We start from the raw sequence: 16843 nt of genomic DNA on the forward strand, positions 1-16843 counted from the left end.
CTCGCGTCACCTCGATCTTCAGCACGACCGAAAAACGATGAATGGAGAAAGTCATGGCGTTCCTCGACGTCGAGCAGGGTAAGCGCGTCTACTATGAGCACTTCCGCGGAGACAACACCCCTGTGGTGTTGGTGCACTGTTGGGGTGGGACAACCCGCCTGTGGAACACCGTTGTCAGTGCCCTGCTGGGGGCAGGACACGAGGTCCTGACCCTCGATCACCGCGGGTGCGGGGAGTCCGACAAGGACTTCACCGACGCTTCGATCGGCGCCATCGCGTCCGATGTGGTGACGCTGGTCGAGAAGTGCGGTCTCGTCAAACCCATCCTCAATGGCTGGTCGCTCGGCGGCGCAGTGGTCATGGAGGCCGCGTCCCGTCTGGGTGACAACGTCGGCGGTGTCGTACTGACCGGTGCGGCGACGCCGCGCTTCACCCCGACCCAGGATTGGCCCTATGGCAACGACCGTCAGGGCAGCGAAGACTCTCTCGCCCTGATGGCGCAGGATCGTGCAGCCGCGATGAAGGCGATTGCCGACGCCTGCTTCGCCAAGCCTGTGTCGGCAGATCTCTCCCAGTGGGCGTGGAGCCAGTTCACCCAGAACGGGCCCCGCGCCGACCAGAGCCTGCGAGAGCTGATCGACATCGACCAACGCGATCTGGCCCGCCAGCTCGACCACCCCGTACTCGTGATTGCTGGGGACCAGGACGCATTCATACCCTTCGACGGCGTCGAGGCGTCGATCGGGCTGTTCAAGGATGCCCGACTGTTCACGATGTCGGGATGCGGACACGCCCCGCACATGGAGGAACCCGCCACCTACAACGCCGAGTTGCTGTCGTACCTGCAGAAGGTCGGCGGACGGACATCCGTGTCCTCGACCACCCCGACTTTCCCGTCACCGATCTGAGCGCGGTCCGCCTCGTCCAGAACATCGCCACGCCGGAGCGCATCACGCAGTTCGAGCAGGCAATGCCGCAGGCTCGCCAGGTGACGTGCTACGGCTCCACCGAGTGCGGCCCCCACCTCGTCATGCCCCTGCCCGACGACCCACCGGAGATCCGGCTGCGGACATTGGGTCGGCCGGTCGACGGAATGGAGGTCAAGATCGTCGATCCGGAGACCGGTCAGGACGCCGGCGTGGACGAGATGGGTGAGCTGTGCATTCGCGGCTACTCGACGTTCGAGGGCTACTACAAGGACCCCGCCGGCACTGCCGCCGCCATCGACGCCGACGGCTGGTTCCATTCCGGGGACCGCGCCATGATGACCGCGGACGGCAACGTCGTCTTCGGCGGCCGGATCAAGGACATGCTCAAGGTCGGCGGCGAGAACGTCGCGGCAGTCGAGATCGAGGACTACCTCGCCCAGCACCCGGCAGTCGCGCACGTCCAGGTGGTCGCCGCGCCGGACGCGCGCTACCAGGAGGTCCCCGCCGCGTACGTCCAGCTCGCCCCCGGCGCCTCGCTGACCCTCGACGAGCTCATCGACTTCTGCCGTGGCGCGATCAGCTCGTTCAAGATCCCGCGGGATCTGCGTATCGTCACAGAATGGCCGATGTCCGGAACCAAGATCAGGAAAGTGGATCTGCGTGAATGGATCACAGCCGACCTTGCCCGAGCCGGTGTGACCGAGGCGCCGCGACTCGACGAGCGCGTCCGTGGGTAAGTCGCTGATAGAGCGTTCCCGGAGATACCGGACCGCCGAGTTCACAGAGGGGATCCACAGCGCAGCAACGGATTTGGGGCTCGCCGAGGTTGACACCGTTCTTCGCGAGGTCTTTGCTGATCGCTCCCCCAGTCCTGACCCTCCGCCCGTGACGAGCGCGGTCTTGCCTTCAAAGTTGCTCACAACATTCCTCCTTCTAAGAGGACATCTCATTTGGCGAGCTTCTTCCAGCACGTCAGCGCTGCAGCGAGGTGGAGAAATCCGGCGAAGTGCTCGCCGTGGCGTTCGTAGCGGATCGTCAGGCGCCGGTATCCGGTCAGCCACGCCAGGGTGCGTTCGATCTTCCACCGATCGGCCGAGGCGCTCGCCGGTGTCGACGCCCCGGCGAGCGATGCGCGGGACGATACGTCGGGCGCGCAGCCACCGGCGGTGCACGGGGTAGTCGTAGCCCTCCGCCTGCAACCGGCCGGGTCGGCGACGACGCGGCCCGCGACGCGACCGCACCGCCGGGATCGCAGTCACCAGCGGTTGGAGCATGACGCTGTCGTGAGTGTTTGCGGAGGTCACCGCGGTCACGAGCGGGATGCCCTCGGCATCGGCGAGGATGTGGATCTTCGAGCCGTTCTTCCCGCGCTCGACCGGGCCGGGACCGGTCAAAGAGCCCCCCCTTTTCGCCCGGACGTGCGCGGCATCCAGGATCGCCGCGGACCAGTCCAGGACCCCGCCGGCCCCGAACCGGCCCTGGACCTGCCGGTGCAACTCGTCGAACACCCCGGCCTTGACCCAGGTCGCAAAACGCCGGTGCGCGGTCGGGACGCTGACCCCGAACGACGGCGGCAGGTGCCGCCAGGCGCAACCGCTGGTGAGCACGTAGACGATCGCGGTGAACACCGCCCGATCGTCCAGCGCCGCCCGACCGCCGCCCTGCGGCCGCGCCCGGGACCTACCTGTTGGTCGACCGCACCGGATTCCCCTTGGAGATCGGTTGTTTCGAAGGGAATCACGCCGAGACCCGCACGATCGTGCCGATCGTGCGCCAGTTCCAGGAGCGTCACAACATCGACGGTGTGGAGATGGTCGTCGCCGCCGACGCCGGGATGCTGTCGTCAACGAATCTGAAGGATCTCGATGCTGCCGGACTGAAGTTCATCGTCGGATCGCGGGTGACGAAGGCGCCGGCGGATCTGGCCAGTCATTTCCACTGGAACGGGGACGTGTTCGCCGACAGGCAGGTCATCGACACCGTCACCCCGCGGCACGCCAAGAGCGTGGTCAACGACATCGGTCGTCGCGGTGAGCCGGTGTGGGAGCCCGCCGACACATCGGCGTGGCGGGCGATCTGGGCGTACTCGGCCAAACGTGCCGTGCGGGACAACCAGACGTTGAACGCGCAGGAAGCTCGGGCGAAGGCCGTCATCGACGGCACCCGCACTGCCCGATCGCCGCGGTTCGTCAAGACCACCGCGAAGGGCAAGACCCTCGACACGGCGGGTATCGCCCGGGCCCGCTCCCTCGTCGGGCTCAAGGGCTACGCCACGAACCTTCCTGCGCACGTGATGAACCCGCATGGGGTGATGGCGAAGTATCACGACCTGTGGCAGGTCGAGCAGTCGTTTCGGATGTCGAAGACCGACCTGCGGGCCCGGCCGATCTTCAGTCACACCCGGGATGCGATCGAGGCGCACCTGACCATCGTGTTCGCTGTGTTGGCGATTCCGCGCTATCTGCGGGACGAGACCGGGATGTCCATCCGGAAAATCGTGCGGACCCTGCGTCCACTGCAGGAAATCACCACCTCGATCGCCGCCCATGAGCACACCGCCCTCGATCCACTCACCGACGACGCCGCGAGCATCCTCGATGCCCTCGCAATCCCGAATCGCCGATCAGCGTTGGCACACTAAACTGGTGCAACTCAGGTCCGGAGCAACGCGGTGACACGGCGGTTCCCGGATGTGACGTACGTTACCGAGACGAGGAGCGGCCGGGAATTGTCGTACCGGACAGGATGCCGACCGTTTCGGTCACATCCGAGCAACGCCGTTCGGCGGCCTCCCAACTCCGGTCGCCCGAGCCGTCGTGCTTGGACCCCCTGACATTCACCACATGCTCTTTCTCCGGTGAATGTCAGGCTCAGGCATAGAGTTGCGCGAGTCGCAATCCGACCACAGTGGTGAGGCGGTCTTCAGCGTCGTTGAGATCCAAGGTGTATTTGCTCTCGATCCGTTTGAGGCGGCTATAGATTGTCGAGCGGTGCATGTGAAGTTCGGACGCGATTTTCTCGACCTCGCCATTGCGTTCCAAATATTCACGCAGTACGGCGATATTGTCGTCGCGCTCGTGATCAATGAGACGTGCCACCCTGGGGTCAAGTGTGCGCAGCCCGCGTTCCTTACCGAGTGCTACGAGTGTCCGCCAAGAACCAAGCTTGTCCCAGTAGGCGACGGATGAACCGTCCCGCAAGACCCTTGCGACACGCAACGCTCCGAGCCCTTCTATGTAGGACTGCCTCGCCGCGTCAAGACCATGCACTTGACCACCAACGCCATGAAACGTCCTGAGGAAAGGTCTGCTTTGGCGCAAAGTCGTTTGTAAACGCTCAATTTCCTTAATAGGATCATGTTCGTCGTCATTAATGATTGCCACGAGTCGGTCATCCAACTCTGCCCAGGCGCGCCCGTCGCTTACCGATCCCACCCACGCCAATCGAGAGATGCTCACCTCGCGGTCGTCAAGTTCAGACACCAGCACGCGGATCCGCGTCGCCTCTTCAAAGGTTCGTAGAGAGCCCAAGCTGTCAATCCCGACCCGACGGGTCGCTGGGTCGGGACTCAGTGCGGATCGAACTGTCAGTTGGATCTGATTCGACTGGGACTTCGAAAGCTCGATCTCCAATCCGACCGCTGTCAGCGTTCGTTCGTTCTTCAAATGCCAGTCGGACGGAATCCTTTGGTCGGGGTCGACCGCGAAGACGTAGCCGACCGGGTAGCCGCGGTGCGCGATCGTGATGATGGTGCGCGGGAGAGCCTGAAATTCGGCATTTGCAGGAGCGCGGACCAAGCCCTTGTTGGGATCCAGGTAGGCCGTGAGCCAGTCTGGGACATAAGACGGGCTGTTGACCAGAATTCCATCACGCCGGACAGAGTCTGTTCGGTCGGGCGGCTGATCAGAGAATGCCAGAACGCTCGTTCGGCCCGCCGTGATCAGGATAGGCGTCTCGAACTGCACGTACAGTAGCTCCGCGAGCAACTGAGCTTGGCTAGGCGTCCTCACCGTTTCCCTCCGAAAGACTCTGGGGCCGACACCTCGGACCCCGCTATGGACTCCCTATCCGGAGTAGTTCAGTCTAAGCCCTGTGCTGAACCCAGTAACCTCCCAGCCTTGTTGCGCACGCTGCGGTTCACGGCCGCGCCGGTGGCGATGTCGGTGACGGTCGGGGTGTAGGCATGGTCGCCGACTGCGTTGCCGCCCTCGTGGCCGACCAGGTCGATCTCGACGAACCCTGGTTTCGCGTCGTCCCACTGCGCCCAGGTGCGGATCGGGATCTGCGACTCGAGCACCCGACCCCGGTTTGGTGTGGCTGCGACCTCGCAATTGGTGTTTCTTCCGTTCCGGAGCCAAGCGCCGGTCGATGGTGGCCGCGGACATCCGCACCAGCAACGCGGCGGTCTCGTCGTCGATGTCGAGCTCGCCGAAGTGGCGTAACTGCGGCACCAGCTCGGCCAGGACCGGGGCCAGCCGCTTGCCGGCCGGCATCCCCAACACTGCCCAGCAGAAGACGACCCTTCGGCGGTAGCGCAACTCCGAGCGCCCTCTCGAACGACACGCCACACCCGGGCACTCTCGAGTGAGTCAACAAAGGGGGCTACGCGGGCATTTTGAATGAGTCAACGCGGACAATTGCGGAGTCGTCAGATTTTGCGTAATATGACCCGCCGAGATCTACGAGCCGTCCCTCAGCACGGCCGGTATCGGTGAAATAGAAACCGCCGTGGCTATCGAACACAATGTCGTTGGGCCTCAGCAACGGCCGCCCATCACACTCTGTATAGAGCTGGGTGATCTCGGCATCGAGGGTCACCCGCTGGATTCCCGAAGGAGCAACTGTGAGCGGGACTCCGTGAGATCGGACGCTTTCATGCCACTATGCGCGGTAAAAGCCATACCACCGTTGTTGCATACGTACAGGGCCCAGTCCGGTCCCAGTGCAGTTCCGTTCGGTCCACCTTTCGTTTCCACCAGTGTCTCGATTTTACCGGACTCACGGTCGACCACGAGAAGAGTGCCGTGTTCGACATCGGTGACGATCAGGCAACCATCCTGAAGAATGACCGGACCTTCCAAAAATCCTAGTCCTGAAACAATCTCGCGAAATCCATACCACTTTACTCCTTATGATGACGTCGAGGCTCCGGACATCTCCGCTCGCTGCCACGACGCGCGGCGTTCGGCCCTTGGACGCCGCGCGGAGGTCTCGGTCACTGCGTGTGCATTCGGACGAGTGTTTCGACGGGCTCTCGTGTACTGCGGTAGCGGTAGGCGGCCGCGCTTGTATCCGGCGACCGAACGAGATACCGAACAGGAGCTTGGACTCGGCGGAAATCCCCAGTTCCCGGCGGACGGTGTCGGCGAACATACCCAGCGTTATCTGGGGAACGCCCGCGAGACCTCGCGCCGCCAGCGCGAGGAGGAAGGTCTGCGCGAACATGCCCACATTGGAGGCCACCCTCTCGACACCCTCATGTCGTCGACCGGTCCGGTCGACCTCGACGCAGTGTCGGTCCGCAGGTCCGGTCCTATGTCACCGGTCTGGGTGGGCGATACTCCCCGCAATCGTGCAAACTCAAAGCCACTGTGCTGCGGTGCTTCCTGCGGTTCGCGTGGATATCCGGGCGGATGAGCTCGGACCTGACCGGTGCGGTCGGCCCGGTGATCACCCATCGGTCCGGCAAAATCCCCAAGGCGCTGCACCCGGACGAGCTGGCACGACTGTGGGCAGCACCCGATCGTCGGACGCTGACCGGATCCCGCGACTTCGCCCTGCTGATCCTGATGTCCCGCCTCGGTCTGCGCGCCGGTGAAGCCGGCGGCCTGCGCCTCGACGATATCGACTGGGCACACGCCAGCCTGAGGGTTCGTGTCAAGGGCGGGAACCCTTGAGCTGCCCATCCCCGGCGATGTCGGCTCGGCCCTGGTCGAATATCTGCAGCGGCGTCCGGCCTCGACACAGCATCATGAGGTGTTCCTCACGAACTACGGGACGTCGGTGCCGATGACCCGCGGAGATCATCGACCTCATGGACGCCACCGACGTGGTGTTCACCCCACGGCGGGCCGTAACGATGCGCACCCTCATCGGATTGCTCTTCGTCACCGGAATGCGCATCGGTGAGACACTGCGCCTGGACATCGGCGACCTCGACACGGATCGGCAGACCCTGACGATCCGACACGCGAAGTTCGGTCGCGAACGCCTCGTCTGCCTCGACGCCAGCACCAGCGAAGCACTACGGGCCTACCTCGATGGCCCGCCACGCCGTGATCTGGGCACGGGCGCCGATCGGCCACTGTTCGTCACCGGCAGAGGCACCGAGGTGTCCTACTCCACTGTCTGCGGCGGCTTCCATTAGATGGTCGGCCATGTCGGGCTCGTCCGCCGCGCCGGTGCCCGCCCACGCCTGCACGATCTGCGCCACAGGTTCGCCACCCGGACGATGATCGACGCCTACCGCCCAGGGCGCGATCCCGGACACACGTTCGCCGTATTTTCGCTCTGGCTCGGGCACTCCAACCCGGCCGACACCTACTGGTATCTCCAAGCGGCCCCGGAAGTCGCGGCGATCGCCGCCGGACGCCTCGACAACGACCAGGAGGGGTGATGACCCACCGTCTCGCCCCAATCCTGCAGCAGTACTTCACCACCTACGTGCTCACCCAGCGGGCACTGAGCCCGGCCACGATCCGGACCTACCGCGACTCCTGGGCACTGCTGCTCACCTTCCTCGCCGAACGCACACAGATCCCGCCCTACGCGCTCGACCTCGCCCACATCGACCACCGGTGCGTCACCGCGTTCCTCGACCACCTCGAGAACGAACGCGGCAACACCCATCGCCACCCGCAACCTGCGGTTGGCCGCGATCAAGGCCTTGCTGACCTTCCACAGCGCGACCATGCCCGAACACCTCGACACCATCGCGGCGGTCCAGGCGATCCCCGTCAAGAAACACCCGCGACCGCACCTGACCTACCTCACCACCACACAGGTGCAGGCCCTGCTCGACGCGATCGACACCACCATCTGGACCGGCCGACGGGACCAGGCCACGTTCGCTCTCGCCGCCCCACACCGGACTGCGCGTCAGCGAACTCATTTCCTTGACCGTCGACAGTGTTCACCTCGGCACCGCCGCGCACGTCGCTTGCACCGGAAAGTGACGCAAACACCGCATCACACCCCTGACGACGGCCACCGCCACGCTACTGAAAACCTATCTCTGCGAACGGCGCACCCGACCCGGGCACGCACTGTTCCCCAACCTACAAGGCGAACCACTGTCCGCCGACGCGATCGCGCAACGGCTACGCACCCACGTGCACCACGCAGCGCGCTCCCGTCCGGAACTGGCCGACACCCGCATCACTGTGCACACCCTCCGGCACACGGCCGCGATGCGGTTTCCTCGCCGTCGGCATCGACACCGCGGTGATCGCCCTATGGCTCGGCCAGGAATCCACCGCGACCACCAGCATCTACCTCCATGCCGACATGGACATCAAACGACGGGCCCTCGAACGGACACGTCAACCGGAAACCGTCGCAGGTGACTACACGCCCTCGGACTCACTCCTCGCATGGCTGCAAGCCCTGTGATTATGCCGAACAATCCGCCATGGCGAGGCCGCCACCAGCAACGATGTGCTCGTATCGGCATAACCCCGACATCGTCGTAACCCTACTTAGGCCGAGTTCGGCCTAACAAGGGCTACGTCACCAACCTGCCCGCGACTCTGATGACGTCGGGTGAGGTCATCGCCAAGTATCACGACCTCTGGCACGTCGAGCAGTCGTTCCGGATGTCGAAGACCGACCTGAGGGCCCGGCCGATGTTCCACCACACCCGCGACGCCATCGAAGCCCACCTTACGGTCGTCTTCACCGCACTCGCCGTCGCCCGCTACCTTCAGGCCGAGACCGGGACCTCGCTCCGCTCCCTGATCCGGACCCTGCGTCCGCTGCAGGAAATCACCATCACCATCGCCGGCCACCCCCACACCGCCACCGCCACCGCCACCGACCCACTCAACCCGGACGCGGTCCGCATCCTGACCGCCCTGGGTCTACCGACCCGATGAGCGGGGCACTAAATCTGTGCAAGTCAGGCGAATGCCACCGCTCGAACCTACCTGCTGAGTGTCCCGATCCACCTCGTCAAGGTTGTAAATGCACAGGTCACAGACCCGGCAGGCCATCGACCCGGCAGTAATGTCCTAACTCAGGCCAGACGTCGTGCGCCCCTGTCCACGGGCGACCCCTGCGTAGCTCGGTGCCGTTGGCCCCGAGCTACGCAGGTTAGGGATTTCTATTCAGGTTCAAAAGTGGCCAGCGCAGTGTCATCATCAACCTGATCGAATCTCACTTTTAGCCGCAGCCCAGGAGTTAGCTCGATATCGTTGACATTGACTAGTCGGGAGACCAAGCGGGGGCCCTCTTCAAGCTGAACCAGCGCAACGACAAACGGAACGTCGTCCGCAAGGATTGGGAGAGGAGCTAACTCGGTCTCCGTCCACGAAAATAATTCGGCCCGACCGGAGCATTCGACCCACTTCAGGTCGAAGGAACCGCAACGCGCGCACATTTCTCGCGGAATATGGATCCAAGACTCACACTTGTTGCATCTCAGCAGACACAACTTCTCCTGGACGAAGTGCCCGTAGAACTCGTCCCCCAGCGGCGACGGAGCCGGACTAATGTAGGTCAGGTTTTTCGCAGTATTAGTCATTTCGGAGAACCGCCAATCCGCCGTCGCCAAAGTCTCCCCATCCGGTTACTACACCGACGTGCGCGTCGTCTACTTGTCGAAGCCCGGCCTCGCCTCGGAGCTGCTTGACCGCTTCGTTGATATGGTTCATTCCCCATATGTGCGCCTCGGAATGGAGGCCCCCGTGCGTGTTCATCGGCAACTCTCCCCCAAGGCGCAGACGTCCGTCCTGGACATAATCCCCGACCTCACCTCTTTCACAGAATCCCATGGCTTCGATCTGGAGCAACGCAACGAAGGAGAAGCAGTCGTACACCTGCAAGAAATCGATATCCGAATGGCTCACTCCAGCGGCTTCGAAGGCGCGCGGCGCCGCATCACTCAAGCCAATCTTGAACAGATCTTCACGGGAACTAAAGTCGTCTGCCGGGTATGGATGACCTTCAGCGATCCCGGAAATGAACACCGGTTTCTTTCGCATATCTCGCGCACGTTCAGGAGACGAAACGATGACTGCGCATGCGCCGTCGTTTTCCAGGCAACAATCGAACTTCCTGAAAGGCTTCGATATCCAACGCGAGTTGTCATAGTCTTCGCGAGAAAGTGGACGACCGTACATCAACGCGTTGGGGTTCATCTGAGCATTCGCCCGACTACTGAGGGCCACTTCAGCCAATGCATCTTCGCTCGTGCCATACATAGCCATATGCCTTGTGGCCAGCCATGCGTACCACTGAACCGGCGCGACCGCGCCGTGAGGGATGTAGTAGGACCCCAACGAACCTGCAATGGCCTCAATATTCGTGCCAACTTTGCTGATACGGCGATCCGTGTACCCGTTCCACCCCAAGGGTACGAGGACGTTCTCCGCGACACCTGTGGCCACTGCCATAGCCGCAGTCTGAAGGGCGACTACAGGACTGGCACCGCCCATCAGCACGGTCGAGGCGTACCTCAGGTCCCTTATACCTAGGTTTGCGGCGAGTTGTTCAGCTGTGCTGGCAACGGGCGGCCCTACAATCCCGTCGATTTGATGTGCCTCTAAACCAGCGTCATCCAGCGCGTTCCTGGTTGCTTCGAGGAGTAGGCGAAGTTCAGATTTATCTGTTCCGCGGATAAATTCTGTCTGGCCAATACCAACGATGCACGACTTATCAGTGAGTGCGTTCATCTATCTACCTCCCAAATTCTTCTCAATGCCTATTTTCCATAAATGCCGCAGCTGCTCTAGCACTGGCACGCATTCATTCTGGTATCGAAACCATCGCTTCGATGAAGGGCCGATGCAGCGCTCTCGGAGAGGGGACAACAACTACTCCCCTTTTCCGCCTACATCGGAGTCGCGAACAAGCATGAGGCCTCCGATAGAAACCGCGGCGGTAAGCAGGAAATACCATACTGGGCTCGAGGGACTGTCAGTCCATTCGATCAGGGAAGACGCAATGAACGGAGCGGACCCCCCGAAAATGGCAATTGACAGGTTGTATCCGATCGCAGATCCGGTAGACCGCAAGTGAACTGGCAACAGTTCGCTCATCATCGCCAACGGGTTTCCGAGCAGGAGTGCGAATGCGATCGCCAGCAGAATCCACGGGGCCAGAAGGGAAGTGGGCGTCGAGTCAGGGGCAGCGAGGAAGAACCATACCGTGGCCAGCGCCAATAGTACCGATGTCAGAATGAGATAGTCCCTGCGGCGTGCAAACCTGTCACCGATGTACCCACTGATCGGAGTGAGTACGATCGCAATCGCTCCGGCGAGTACCACATATCCGAACGTCGGCCCCCATTCGAAGCCCACGATGGTTGTCAGGAATGTGGTCGAGTACGTCATGACCAGGTAAATGGACGAGCCCATCAGGGTGACGGTACAGAACACCAAGAAGATTTTCCTGGGATGGCGCAGGGCTTCCTTCAGCGGCGACTCGGACGTGTTGTTGCTCTCTTTGAGCGCTTCGAAATCGGGGCTCTCTTCCAGCTTCATTCGGATGTAGATAGCGAGAAGTCCGAGAGGTCCAGCGAGCAGGAATGGAATACGCCAACCCCACTCCGTCATTGTCTCCTCGCCGAGCGCCCAGCTCATTCCATTCGCAACAAAAGCTCCCAAGAGGAGCCCTACGATTGAGGCGGCGGCGATGATGCTTGTAGCGGTGCCCCGCCGTCCTTTTGCAGCGTACTCGGCGATGAACGTGTTCACGGTTCCGAGCTCTCCGCCGGCGGAGAGACCTTGGAGCAGGCGAAGGAGAATCAGCAGAATGGGCGCCAGCACCCCTATAGATGCTGCTGTGGGCAGAAGTCCCATCAGCACCGTTCCTGCACTCATGAGGCTGAGCACAAGAAGGAGTGTCGTCTTCCGGCCAATTCTGTCAGCCATCGGACCGAAGACGATTCCGCCGATCGGCCTGATGAAGAAGGCCAGAGCGAAGACCGCGAAGGCGCTGATCACATTGACCGCGGGGTCGTCCGAGTTGAAGAAATTGGCGCCGATATATACAGCTAGGAACCCGTAGATCGCATAATCGTACCATTCGAAGATGTGCCCGCAGATAGCTCCAACGAATGCGGATTTTCGTCTCTTTGAACTCAGCGTTTTTTGTTCATTGTTTTCGACCCTCCCTGCGCCGTCAGTCGAGGCACTGGCAGCGTGATTCACGAGCATATTTTTATCGCTGTCCATGGGTTTTCCTTTAATGTTCAGGGGCGATGCCCACCGGGACGACATCCCGTCTTGGTTGTACTCACCGTCCGATGTAGACCGGGCGCCGCTTCTCCATAAACGCCAAGGGTCCCTCTTTTGCGTCCGCGGAGGCAGACACCACGTCCCAGGCGCGATCTTCGATCACGAAGGCCTCGTCCAGAGTCATCCCCGATGTCTCGATGATTGCCCGCTTGGCTGCAGCCACAGCGACTGGACCGTTCTCGTTGATTTGGTGGGCAATCTTCAGTGCCGTGTCCATGAGTTGGTCAGGCGCCGTTACGGCGTTGACGAATCCGCAACTGAGCGCCTCTGAAGCAGAGATGGGCTCGCCGGTGAGTATCATTTCCATTGCCCTCGCGAAGGGCATCTGGCGACTGAGGCGAACAAGCGACCCTCCCGCCGGGACAATTGCCCGTTTCACTTCGGGCAAACCAAAACTGGCGCCTTCCACACAGATCCGAATGTCCGTTCCCTGGATCAATTCGGTTCCACCAGCCAAGCAGAAGCCGTTTACTGCCGCGATAATCGGTTTAGGGAAGTAGGTTCGCAGCATCGCTGCATCCCGAATCTTCGGATGTGTGTCCATCAGAATGGACTCATACTCGTTCTGTGGTGCCCTGGCTCGAGTGAGCACAGGAACCACCGAACTCAGATCAGCACCAGCCGAGAACGCCTTGTCGCCGGCTCCAGTGACGATGACGGTTCGTACCTGAGGATCGAGTGCCCACTCCTCCCAGGCCTCGGCCATCTTGACGAATATTTCCGCGTTCATCGCATTGTGCTTCTCTGGCCTGTTCAAGGTCATGATCCCTACATGCCCGCTGACCTCTGTGATCAATGCCGTCATCTCAGCAACACCTCGCTCTCTTGGGGCGTGACTCCAAATTCGGGACCAGTGACGATTTGCCTCGCCGATGCAGGTCTCTGTGCCGCGGTCACGAGCAACGCTCACGCTGGCGCTTTCGTCAGCGCGACGATCGGTCCGGGCGATAATCCTGAGCATGGCGCCACTGAGCCGCGTGAGACTGTCCGAATACGCGACAGACCGCGACACTCGCAATGCGAGGTGTAGCGTTACGCGACAGTTCTCCTGTGGGGCGATTATTGCTGCAAGAGTCGGGTTGCGAGCCTGCACTGCAGTCGAGCGACCTCGTCCGGGGTGTAGCGACCGTCCGGTTTGTACCAGCGGGCGACATCGATGCCCAGCGAGACGACCGCGACGGTCAGGCCACGAGAGTCAACGTCATCGTCGACACCGCCCGATACAGCGGCTACGACGCCCCGGACCACATGCTCGGTCCGTCTGCGGATGTCCGCGATTTCCTCTGCATGCACGCCGGTCAGGGCGTTGAGCTGGTACTGGGCGACTGTAGCGACGGTCCGCCGCTCGGCATGCCACCGCGCGAAGGCGTAGACGAGCGTGCGAAAGGCATGGTCCGCGGGCTCGAGCGCGGCGGCCTTCTTCACGATCGTCAGCGCGCTCTCGTGACCTCGACGGCTGATCTCATACAGCAACTCGTCCTTCGAGCCGAAATGCACGTACAGCGCGGCGGTGCTCAGTCCAGATCCCGCAGCGATGTGCTTGAGCGTGGTGGCATGGAAGCCGCGGTCGGCGAACGAGCGCACGGCGGACTCAACGACCAACTTCGCGGTCGGCGGTAGATCTCGCCAGGGATCTTCCGCGGCAAGAATCTCTGCCGCTGCTGCGGCGGCGGACTCCATGTCAAGACTGGAAATCATCGACCCGCTCCCTCGTGTTGCGCTCCATGGATTTCACCACTGGCCTTGTTCCGACCCTCATCCCCATGGTACTTACTAATTGATTAGTAACCCTAAGGAGTGTGGATGACTGAAGCAGTGATTGTTGCCGCCGCGCGGTCCCCGATCGGCCGGGCGCGTAAGGGCTCGCTCAGGGACATGCGTCCGGACGAGCTGGCCGCGCAGATGGTGCGCGCAGCCCTCGATCAGGTGCCCGCGCTCGACCCGAGCGAGATCGACGACCTGATGCTCGGTTGCGGACTGCCCGGTGGCGAACAGGGTTACAACATGGGGCGGGTGGTGTCGGTGCTGCTCGGGCTGGATTCGGTGCCCGGCACGACCATCACCCGCTATTGTTCGTCGTCGGTGCAGACCACCCGCATGGCTCTGCATGCGATCAAGGCTGGCGAGGGCGACGTCTTCGTCTCGGCCGGCGTCGAGACGGTGTCCCGGTACGACAAAGGGAGCTCCGACGAGCTTCCCGGCACGCACAATCCGCTGTTCGCCGACGCCGAGGCCCGCACGGTCGCCACCGCCGAGTCCGGCACCGACGCCTGGACCGATCCCCGCGACGACGGGGCGCTGCCGGACGTCTACATCGCCATGGGCCAGACCGCGGAGAACCTTGCCCGCGCAAAGGGCGTGACTCGCGAGGAGATGGACCATTTCGGCGTGCGCTCGCAGAACCTTGCCGAGCGGGCCATCGCGGAGGGGTTCTACGCCCGTGAGATCAGCCCCGTCACCCTGCCGGACGGCACCGTCGTCAGCACCGACGACGGTCCCCGCGCCGGCGTCACCTACGAATCGGTGGCCCAGCTCAAGCCGGTGTTCCGGCCGGATGGCCTGGTCACCGCGGGCAACTGCTGTCCTCTCAACGATGGCGCTGCCGCCCTGATCATCATGTCCGACACGAAGGCGCGCGACCTGGGTCTGACCCCGCTGGCCCGCGTGATCTCCACCGGCGTCACCGGGCTGTCCCCGGAGATCATGGGTTACGGCCCGGTCGAGGCGTCGAAGCAGGCCCTGGCCCGTGCCGGCATGACGATCGACGACGTGGACCTGGTCGAGCTCAACGAGGCCTTCGCGGCGCAGGTCATCCCGTCGGCTCGTGACCTGGGCATCGACCCGTTCGGCGACAAGCTCAACGTGCACGGCGGCGCGATCGCCGTCGGGCACCCGTTCGGCATGACCGGCGCCCGCATCACCACCACCCTGCTCAACGGGCTGCGCGCCAGGGACAAGAGCATCGGTCTGGAGACCATGTGCGTCGGCGGCGGCCAAGGCATGGCAATCATCTACGAAAGGCTGTCCTGATGACCAACCTGACCTTCGACTTCACCGGTCGCACCGTCGTCGTGACCGGGGCGGGCCGCGGCGTCGGCAAGGCGATCGGTGAGAACTTCCGGGCCGCGGGCGCCACGGTCTACCTGGTGGACTTCGATGCGGACGCCGTCGAGCTGGCGGCCAAAGAGATCGGTGCGGTGGGACTGGCCGCCGATGTCGCGCAGACCGCCGAGGTCGAGGCGGTCGTCGAGCGGGTGATCTCCGACACCGGACGTCTCGACGTTCTGGTCAACAATGCGGGCATCCTCCGCGACGCAATGTTGTGGAAGATCAGCGATGACGATTACGAAGCCGTGATGGCCGTGCACGCCGGCGGCACCTTCCGGTTCACCCGCGCCGCGGTGCCGCATTTCCGCAGGCAGGGCGGCGGGCGAGTGATCAACGTCACCTCGTTCACCGGTCTCCATGGCAACCCTGGCCAGTCGAACTACGCCATGGCCAAGGCCGGCATCATCGGGTTCACCAAAACCGCGGCGAAGGAGCTGGCACGCTTCGGGGTCACGGTCAACGCGATCTCACCGAACGCCCAAACCCGGATGATCGAGTCGATTCCCGCGGACAAGCTCGCCCAGCTGACCGAGCAGATCCCGATGCAGCGCTTCGCCGCACCGTCGGAGATGGCCGCCGCGGTCGCGTTCCTCGCCTCCGACGAGGCTGCCTACATCACTGGCGTGGTCCTGCCCGTCGACGGCGGTATCTCCATCTGATCGGCAGGACCAATGACCAGCTACCTCCCCGGACGGTTCGACGCCGTCACCCAGGATGACCCCGGTGTCATCTCATCTCACGTGTGGCACGCGCCCTCGGACCCCGCGACCGGGTCGGGGGACATATCGGGCCGCGCCCTGCATGTCTGGAGCCCTCGATGAGCACCTTGTTTGACCTCAGTGGCCGGACGGCCGTGGTGACCGGCGGGAGCCGAGGAATCGGTTTGATGATTGCGCAAGGCCTGCTCGAGGCAGGTGCGTCTGTCGTCATCTCCTCCCGGAAGACGGAGGCGTGCGAGACGGCACGTGTGCAGCTGGCGAAGTTCGGGGAGGTGACAGCCATCCCGGCAGACCTGTCGCGCGAAGAGGAATGTCACCGACTCGCGGACGCGGTCCGAGCACGCCACGACGAGGTGCACATCCTCGTCAACAACGCCGGAGCCACGTGGGGTGCACCTATCGAGGACTTCCCCGCCACCGCCTGGGACAAAGTCCTGGACCTCAATCTGAAGTCCCCGTTCTTCCTGACCCAGGCGTTCCTGCCGGACCTCAGCAAGACTGCGACGACCCAGTCACCCAGCAGGATCATCAATATCGGCTCGGTGGACGGGCTCAGCGTGCCCTCGCTGCCGAACTACTCCTACGCGGCGAGCAAGGCCGGTCTCCACCACCGACTGGAAGATCACGGCAT

15 protein-coding genes and 5 pseudogenes are annotated in these 16843 nt (G+C 62.9%); 12 read left to right on the forward strand and 8 right to left on the reverse strand.

The genetic code is table 11. From position 1 onward, the window contains the following. The first annotated feature begins 53 nt into the window (after positions 1 to 53). Both HFP48_RS31850 and HFP48_RS29120 read left to right on the forward strand, forming a co-directional pair. On the forward strand, positions 54 to 908 hold the full coding sequence (locus HFP48_RS31850; protein ID WP_246872618.1) for an alpha/beta hydrolase: 855 nt from the start codon (positions 54 to 56) through the stop codon (positions 906 to 908). Positions 909 to 931: 23 nt separating this feature from the next. Next, on the forward strand, positions 932 to 1666 hold the full coding sequence (locus HFP48_RS29120) for an AMP-binding protein (RefSeq protein ID WP_246872715.1): 735 nt from the start codon (positions 932 to 934) through the stop codon (positions 1664 to 1666). Positions 1667 to 1875: 209 nt separating this feature from the next. Here HFP48_RS29120 and HFP48_RS29125 read toward each other — a convergent pair. After that, a protein-coding gene (locus tag HFP48_RS29125) for an IS5 family transposase (protein ID WP_168581141.1) occupies positions 1876 to 2635 on the reverse strand; the annotation gives its coding sequence in 2 pieces (ribosomal slippage) (positions 1876 to 2017 and positions 2016 to 2635; 762 coding nt in all). Here HFP48_RS29125 and HFP48_RS29130 point away from each other — a divergent pair. Then, positions 2614 to 3570 (forward strand): annotated as a pseudogene (locus HFP48_RS29130) (IS1634 family transposase); the annotation flags it as partial. The gene HFP48_RS29125 and the pseudogene HFP48_RS29130 sit on opposite strands and share 22 nt — an antisense overlap. A 229-nt stretch (positions 3571 to 3799) precedes the next feature. Here HFP48_RS29130 and HFP48_RS29135 read toward each other — a convergent pair. The 3 genes and pseudogenes from HFP48_RS29135 to HFP48_RS29150 all read right to left on the reverse strand — a co-directional run. Continuing rightward, entirely contained in the window at positions 3800 to 4894 is a 1095-nt protein-coding gene (locus HFP48_RS29135; RefSeq protein WP_168580839.1) for a helix-turn-helix domain-containing protein, read from the reverse strand. Positions 4895 to 5037: 143 nt separating this feature from the next. Continuing rightward, positions 5038 to 5443: pseudogene (locus tag HFP48_RS29140) on the reverse strand (integrase); the annotation flags it as partial. 701 nt (positions 5444 to 6144) lie between these two features. Then, positions 6145 to 6395 (reverse strand): annotated as a pseudogene (locus HFP48_RS29150) (nitroreductase family protein); the annotation flags it as partial. A 167-nt stretch (positions 6396 to 6562) separates the two neighbouring features. Between HFP48_RS29150 and HFP48_RS31340 the strand changes: the two are divergent. The 6 genes and pseudogenes from HFP48_RS31340 to HFP48_RS29175 form a co-directional block, all read left to right on the forward strand. Continuing rightward, the gene (locus HFP48_RS31340) at positions 6563 to 6826 is read left to right on the forward strand and encodes a tyrosine-type recombinase/integrase (RefSeq protein WP_210432850.1); all 264 of its coding nucleotides are present in this window, start codon (positions 6563 to 6565) and stop codon (positions 6824 to 6826) included. 137 nt (positions 6827 to 6963) lie between these two features. Then, entirely contained in the window at positions 6964 to 7296 is a 333-nt protein-coding gene (locus HFP48_RS29160; RefSeq protein ID WP_168580841.1) for a tyrosine-type recombinase/integrase, read from the forward strand. Then, positions 7297 to 7545: a hypothetical protein gene (locus HFP48_RS29165; RefSeq protein WP_168580842.1), complete on the forward strand. Its 249-nt coding sequence runs from the start codon at positions 7297 to 7299 to the stop codon at positions 7543 to 7545. It begins immediately after the preceding gene. Further along, complete coding sequence (locus HFP48_RS32215; protein ID WP_348983368.1) at positions 7545 to 8048, forward strand: site-specific integrase; 504 nt, start codon at positions 7545 to 7547, stop codon at positions 8046 to 8048. The genes HFP48_RS29165 and HFP48_RS32215 overlap by 1 nt, the downstream gene beginning before the upstream one ends. A gap of 101 nt (positions 8049 to 8149) precedes the next feature. After that, a complete protein-coding gene (locus tag HFP48_RS32220; protein WP_348983378.1) occupies positions 8150 to 8494 on the forward strand; it encodes a hypothetical protein in 345 nt (114 codons plus the stop codon). Positions 8495 to 8647: 153 nt separating this feature from the next. Next, positions 8648 to 9022: pseudogene (locus HFP48_RS29175) on the forward strand (transposase); the annotation flags it as partial. A 639-nt stretch (positions 9023 to 9661) separates the two neighbouring features. Here HFP48_RS29175 and HFP48_RS29185 read toward each other — a convergent pair. From HFP48_RS29185 to HFP48_RS29200, 4 genes are all read right to left on the reverse strand, one after another. Then, positions 9662 to 10819, reverse strand: coding sequence for a transporter (locus tag HFP48_RS29185; protein WP_168580844.1), 1158 nt, complete (start codon positions 10817 to 10819; stop codon positions 9662 to 9664). A gap of 141 nt (positions 10820 to 10960) precedes the next feature. After that, the gene (locus HFP48_RS29190; RefSeq protein WP_168580845.1) at positions 10961 to 12322 is read right to left on the reverse strand and encodes an MFS transporter; all 1362 of its coding nucleotides are present in this window, start codon (positions 12320 to 12322) and stop codon (positions 10961 to 10963) included. 61 nt (positions 12323 to 12383) lie between these two features. Further along, on the reverse strand, positions 12384 to 13190 hold the full coding sequence (locus tag HFP48_RS29195; protein ID WP_168580846.1) for an enoyl-CoA hydratase-related protein: 807 nt from the start codon (positions 13188 to 13190) through the stop codon (positions 12384 to 12386). A gap of 254 nt (positions 13191 to 13444) precedes the next feature. Beyond that, the gene (locus tag HFP48_RS29200) at positions 13445 to 14083 is read right to left on the reverse strand and encodes a TetR/AcrR family transcriptional regulator (RefSeq protein ID WP_246872619.1); all 639 of its coding nucleotides are present in this window, start codon (positions 14081 to 14083) and stop codon (positions 13445 to 13447) included. A 105-nt stretch (positions 14084 to 14188) separates the two neighbouring features. On the opposite strand from HFP48_RS29200, the gene HFP48_RS29205 reads away from it, so the two are divergent. The 3 genes and pseudogenes from HFP48_RS29205 to HFP48_RS29215 form a co-directional block, all read left to right on the forward strand. Then, positions 14189 to 15415: an acetyl-CoA C-acetyltransferase gene (locus HFP48_RS29205; RefSeq protein ID WP_168580808.1), complete on the forward strand. Its 1227-nt coding sequence runs from the start codon at positions 14189 to 14191 to the stop codon at positions 15413 to 15415. Further along, the gene (locus HFP48_RS29210; RefSeq protein ID WP_168580807.1) at positions 15415 to 16152 is read left to right on the forward strand and encodes an SDR family NAD(P)-dependent oxidoreductase; all 738 of its coding nucleotides are present in this window, start codon (positions 15415 to 15417) and stop codon (positions 16150 to 16152) included. Before HFP48_RS29205 ends, HFP48_RS29210 begins: the two co-directional genes overlap by 1 nt. 158 nt (positions 16153 to 16310) lie before the next feature. Further along, positions 16311 to 16823 (forward strand): annotated as a pseudogene (locus HFP48_RS29215) (SDR family NAD(P)-dependent oxidoreductase); the annotation flags it as partial. Positions 16824 to 16843 lie beyond the last annotated feature (20 nt).

This window comes from Rhodococcus sp. DMU1, from assembly GCF_012272955.1.
Taxonomy (GTDB): Bacteria; Actinomycetota; Actinomycetes; order Mycobacteriales; family Mycobacteriaceae; genus Rhodococcus; species Rhodococcus aetherivorans.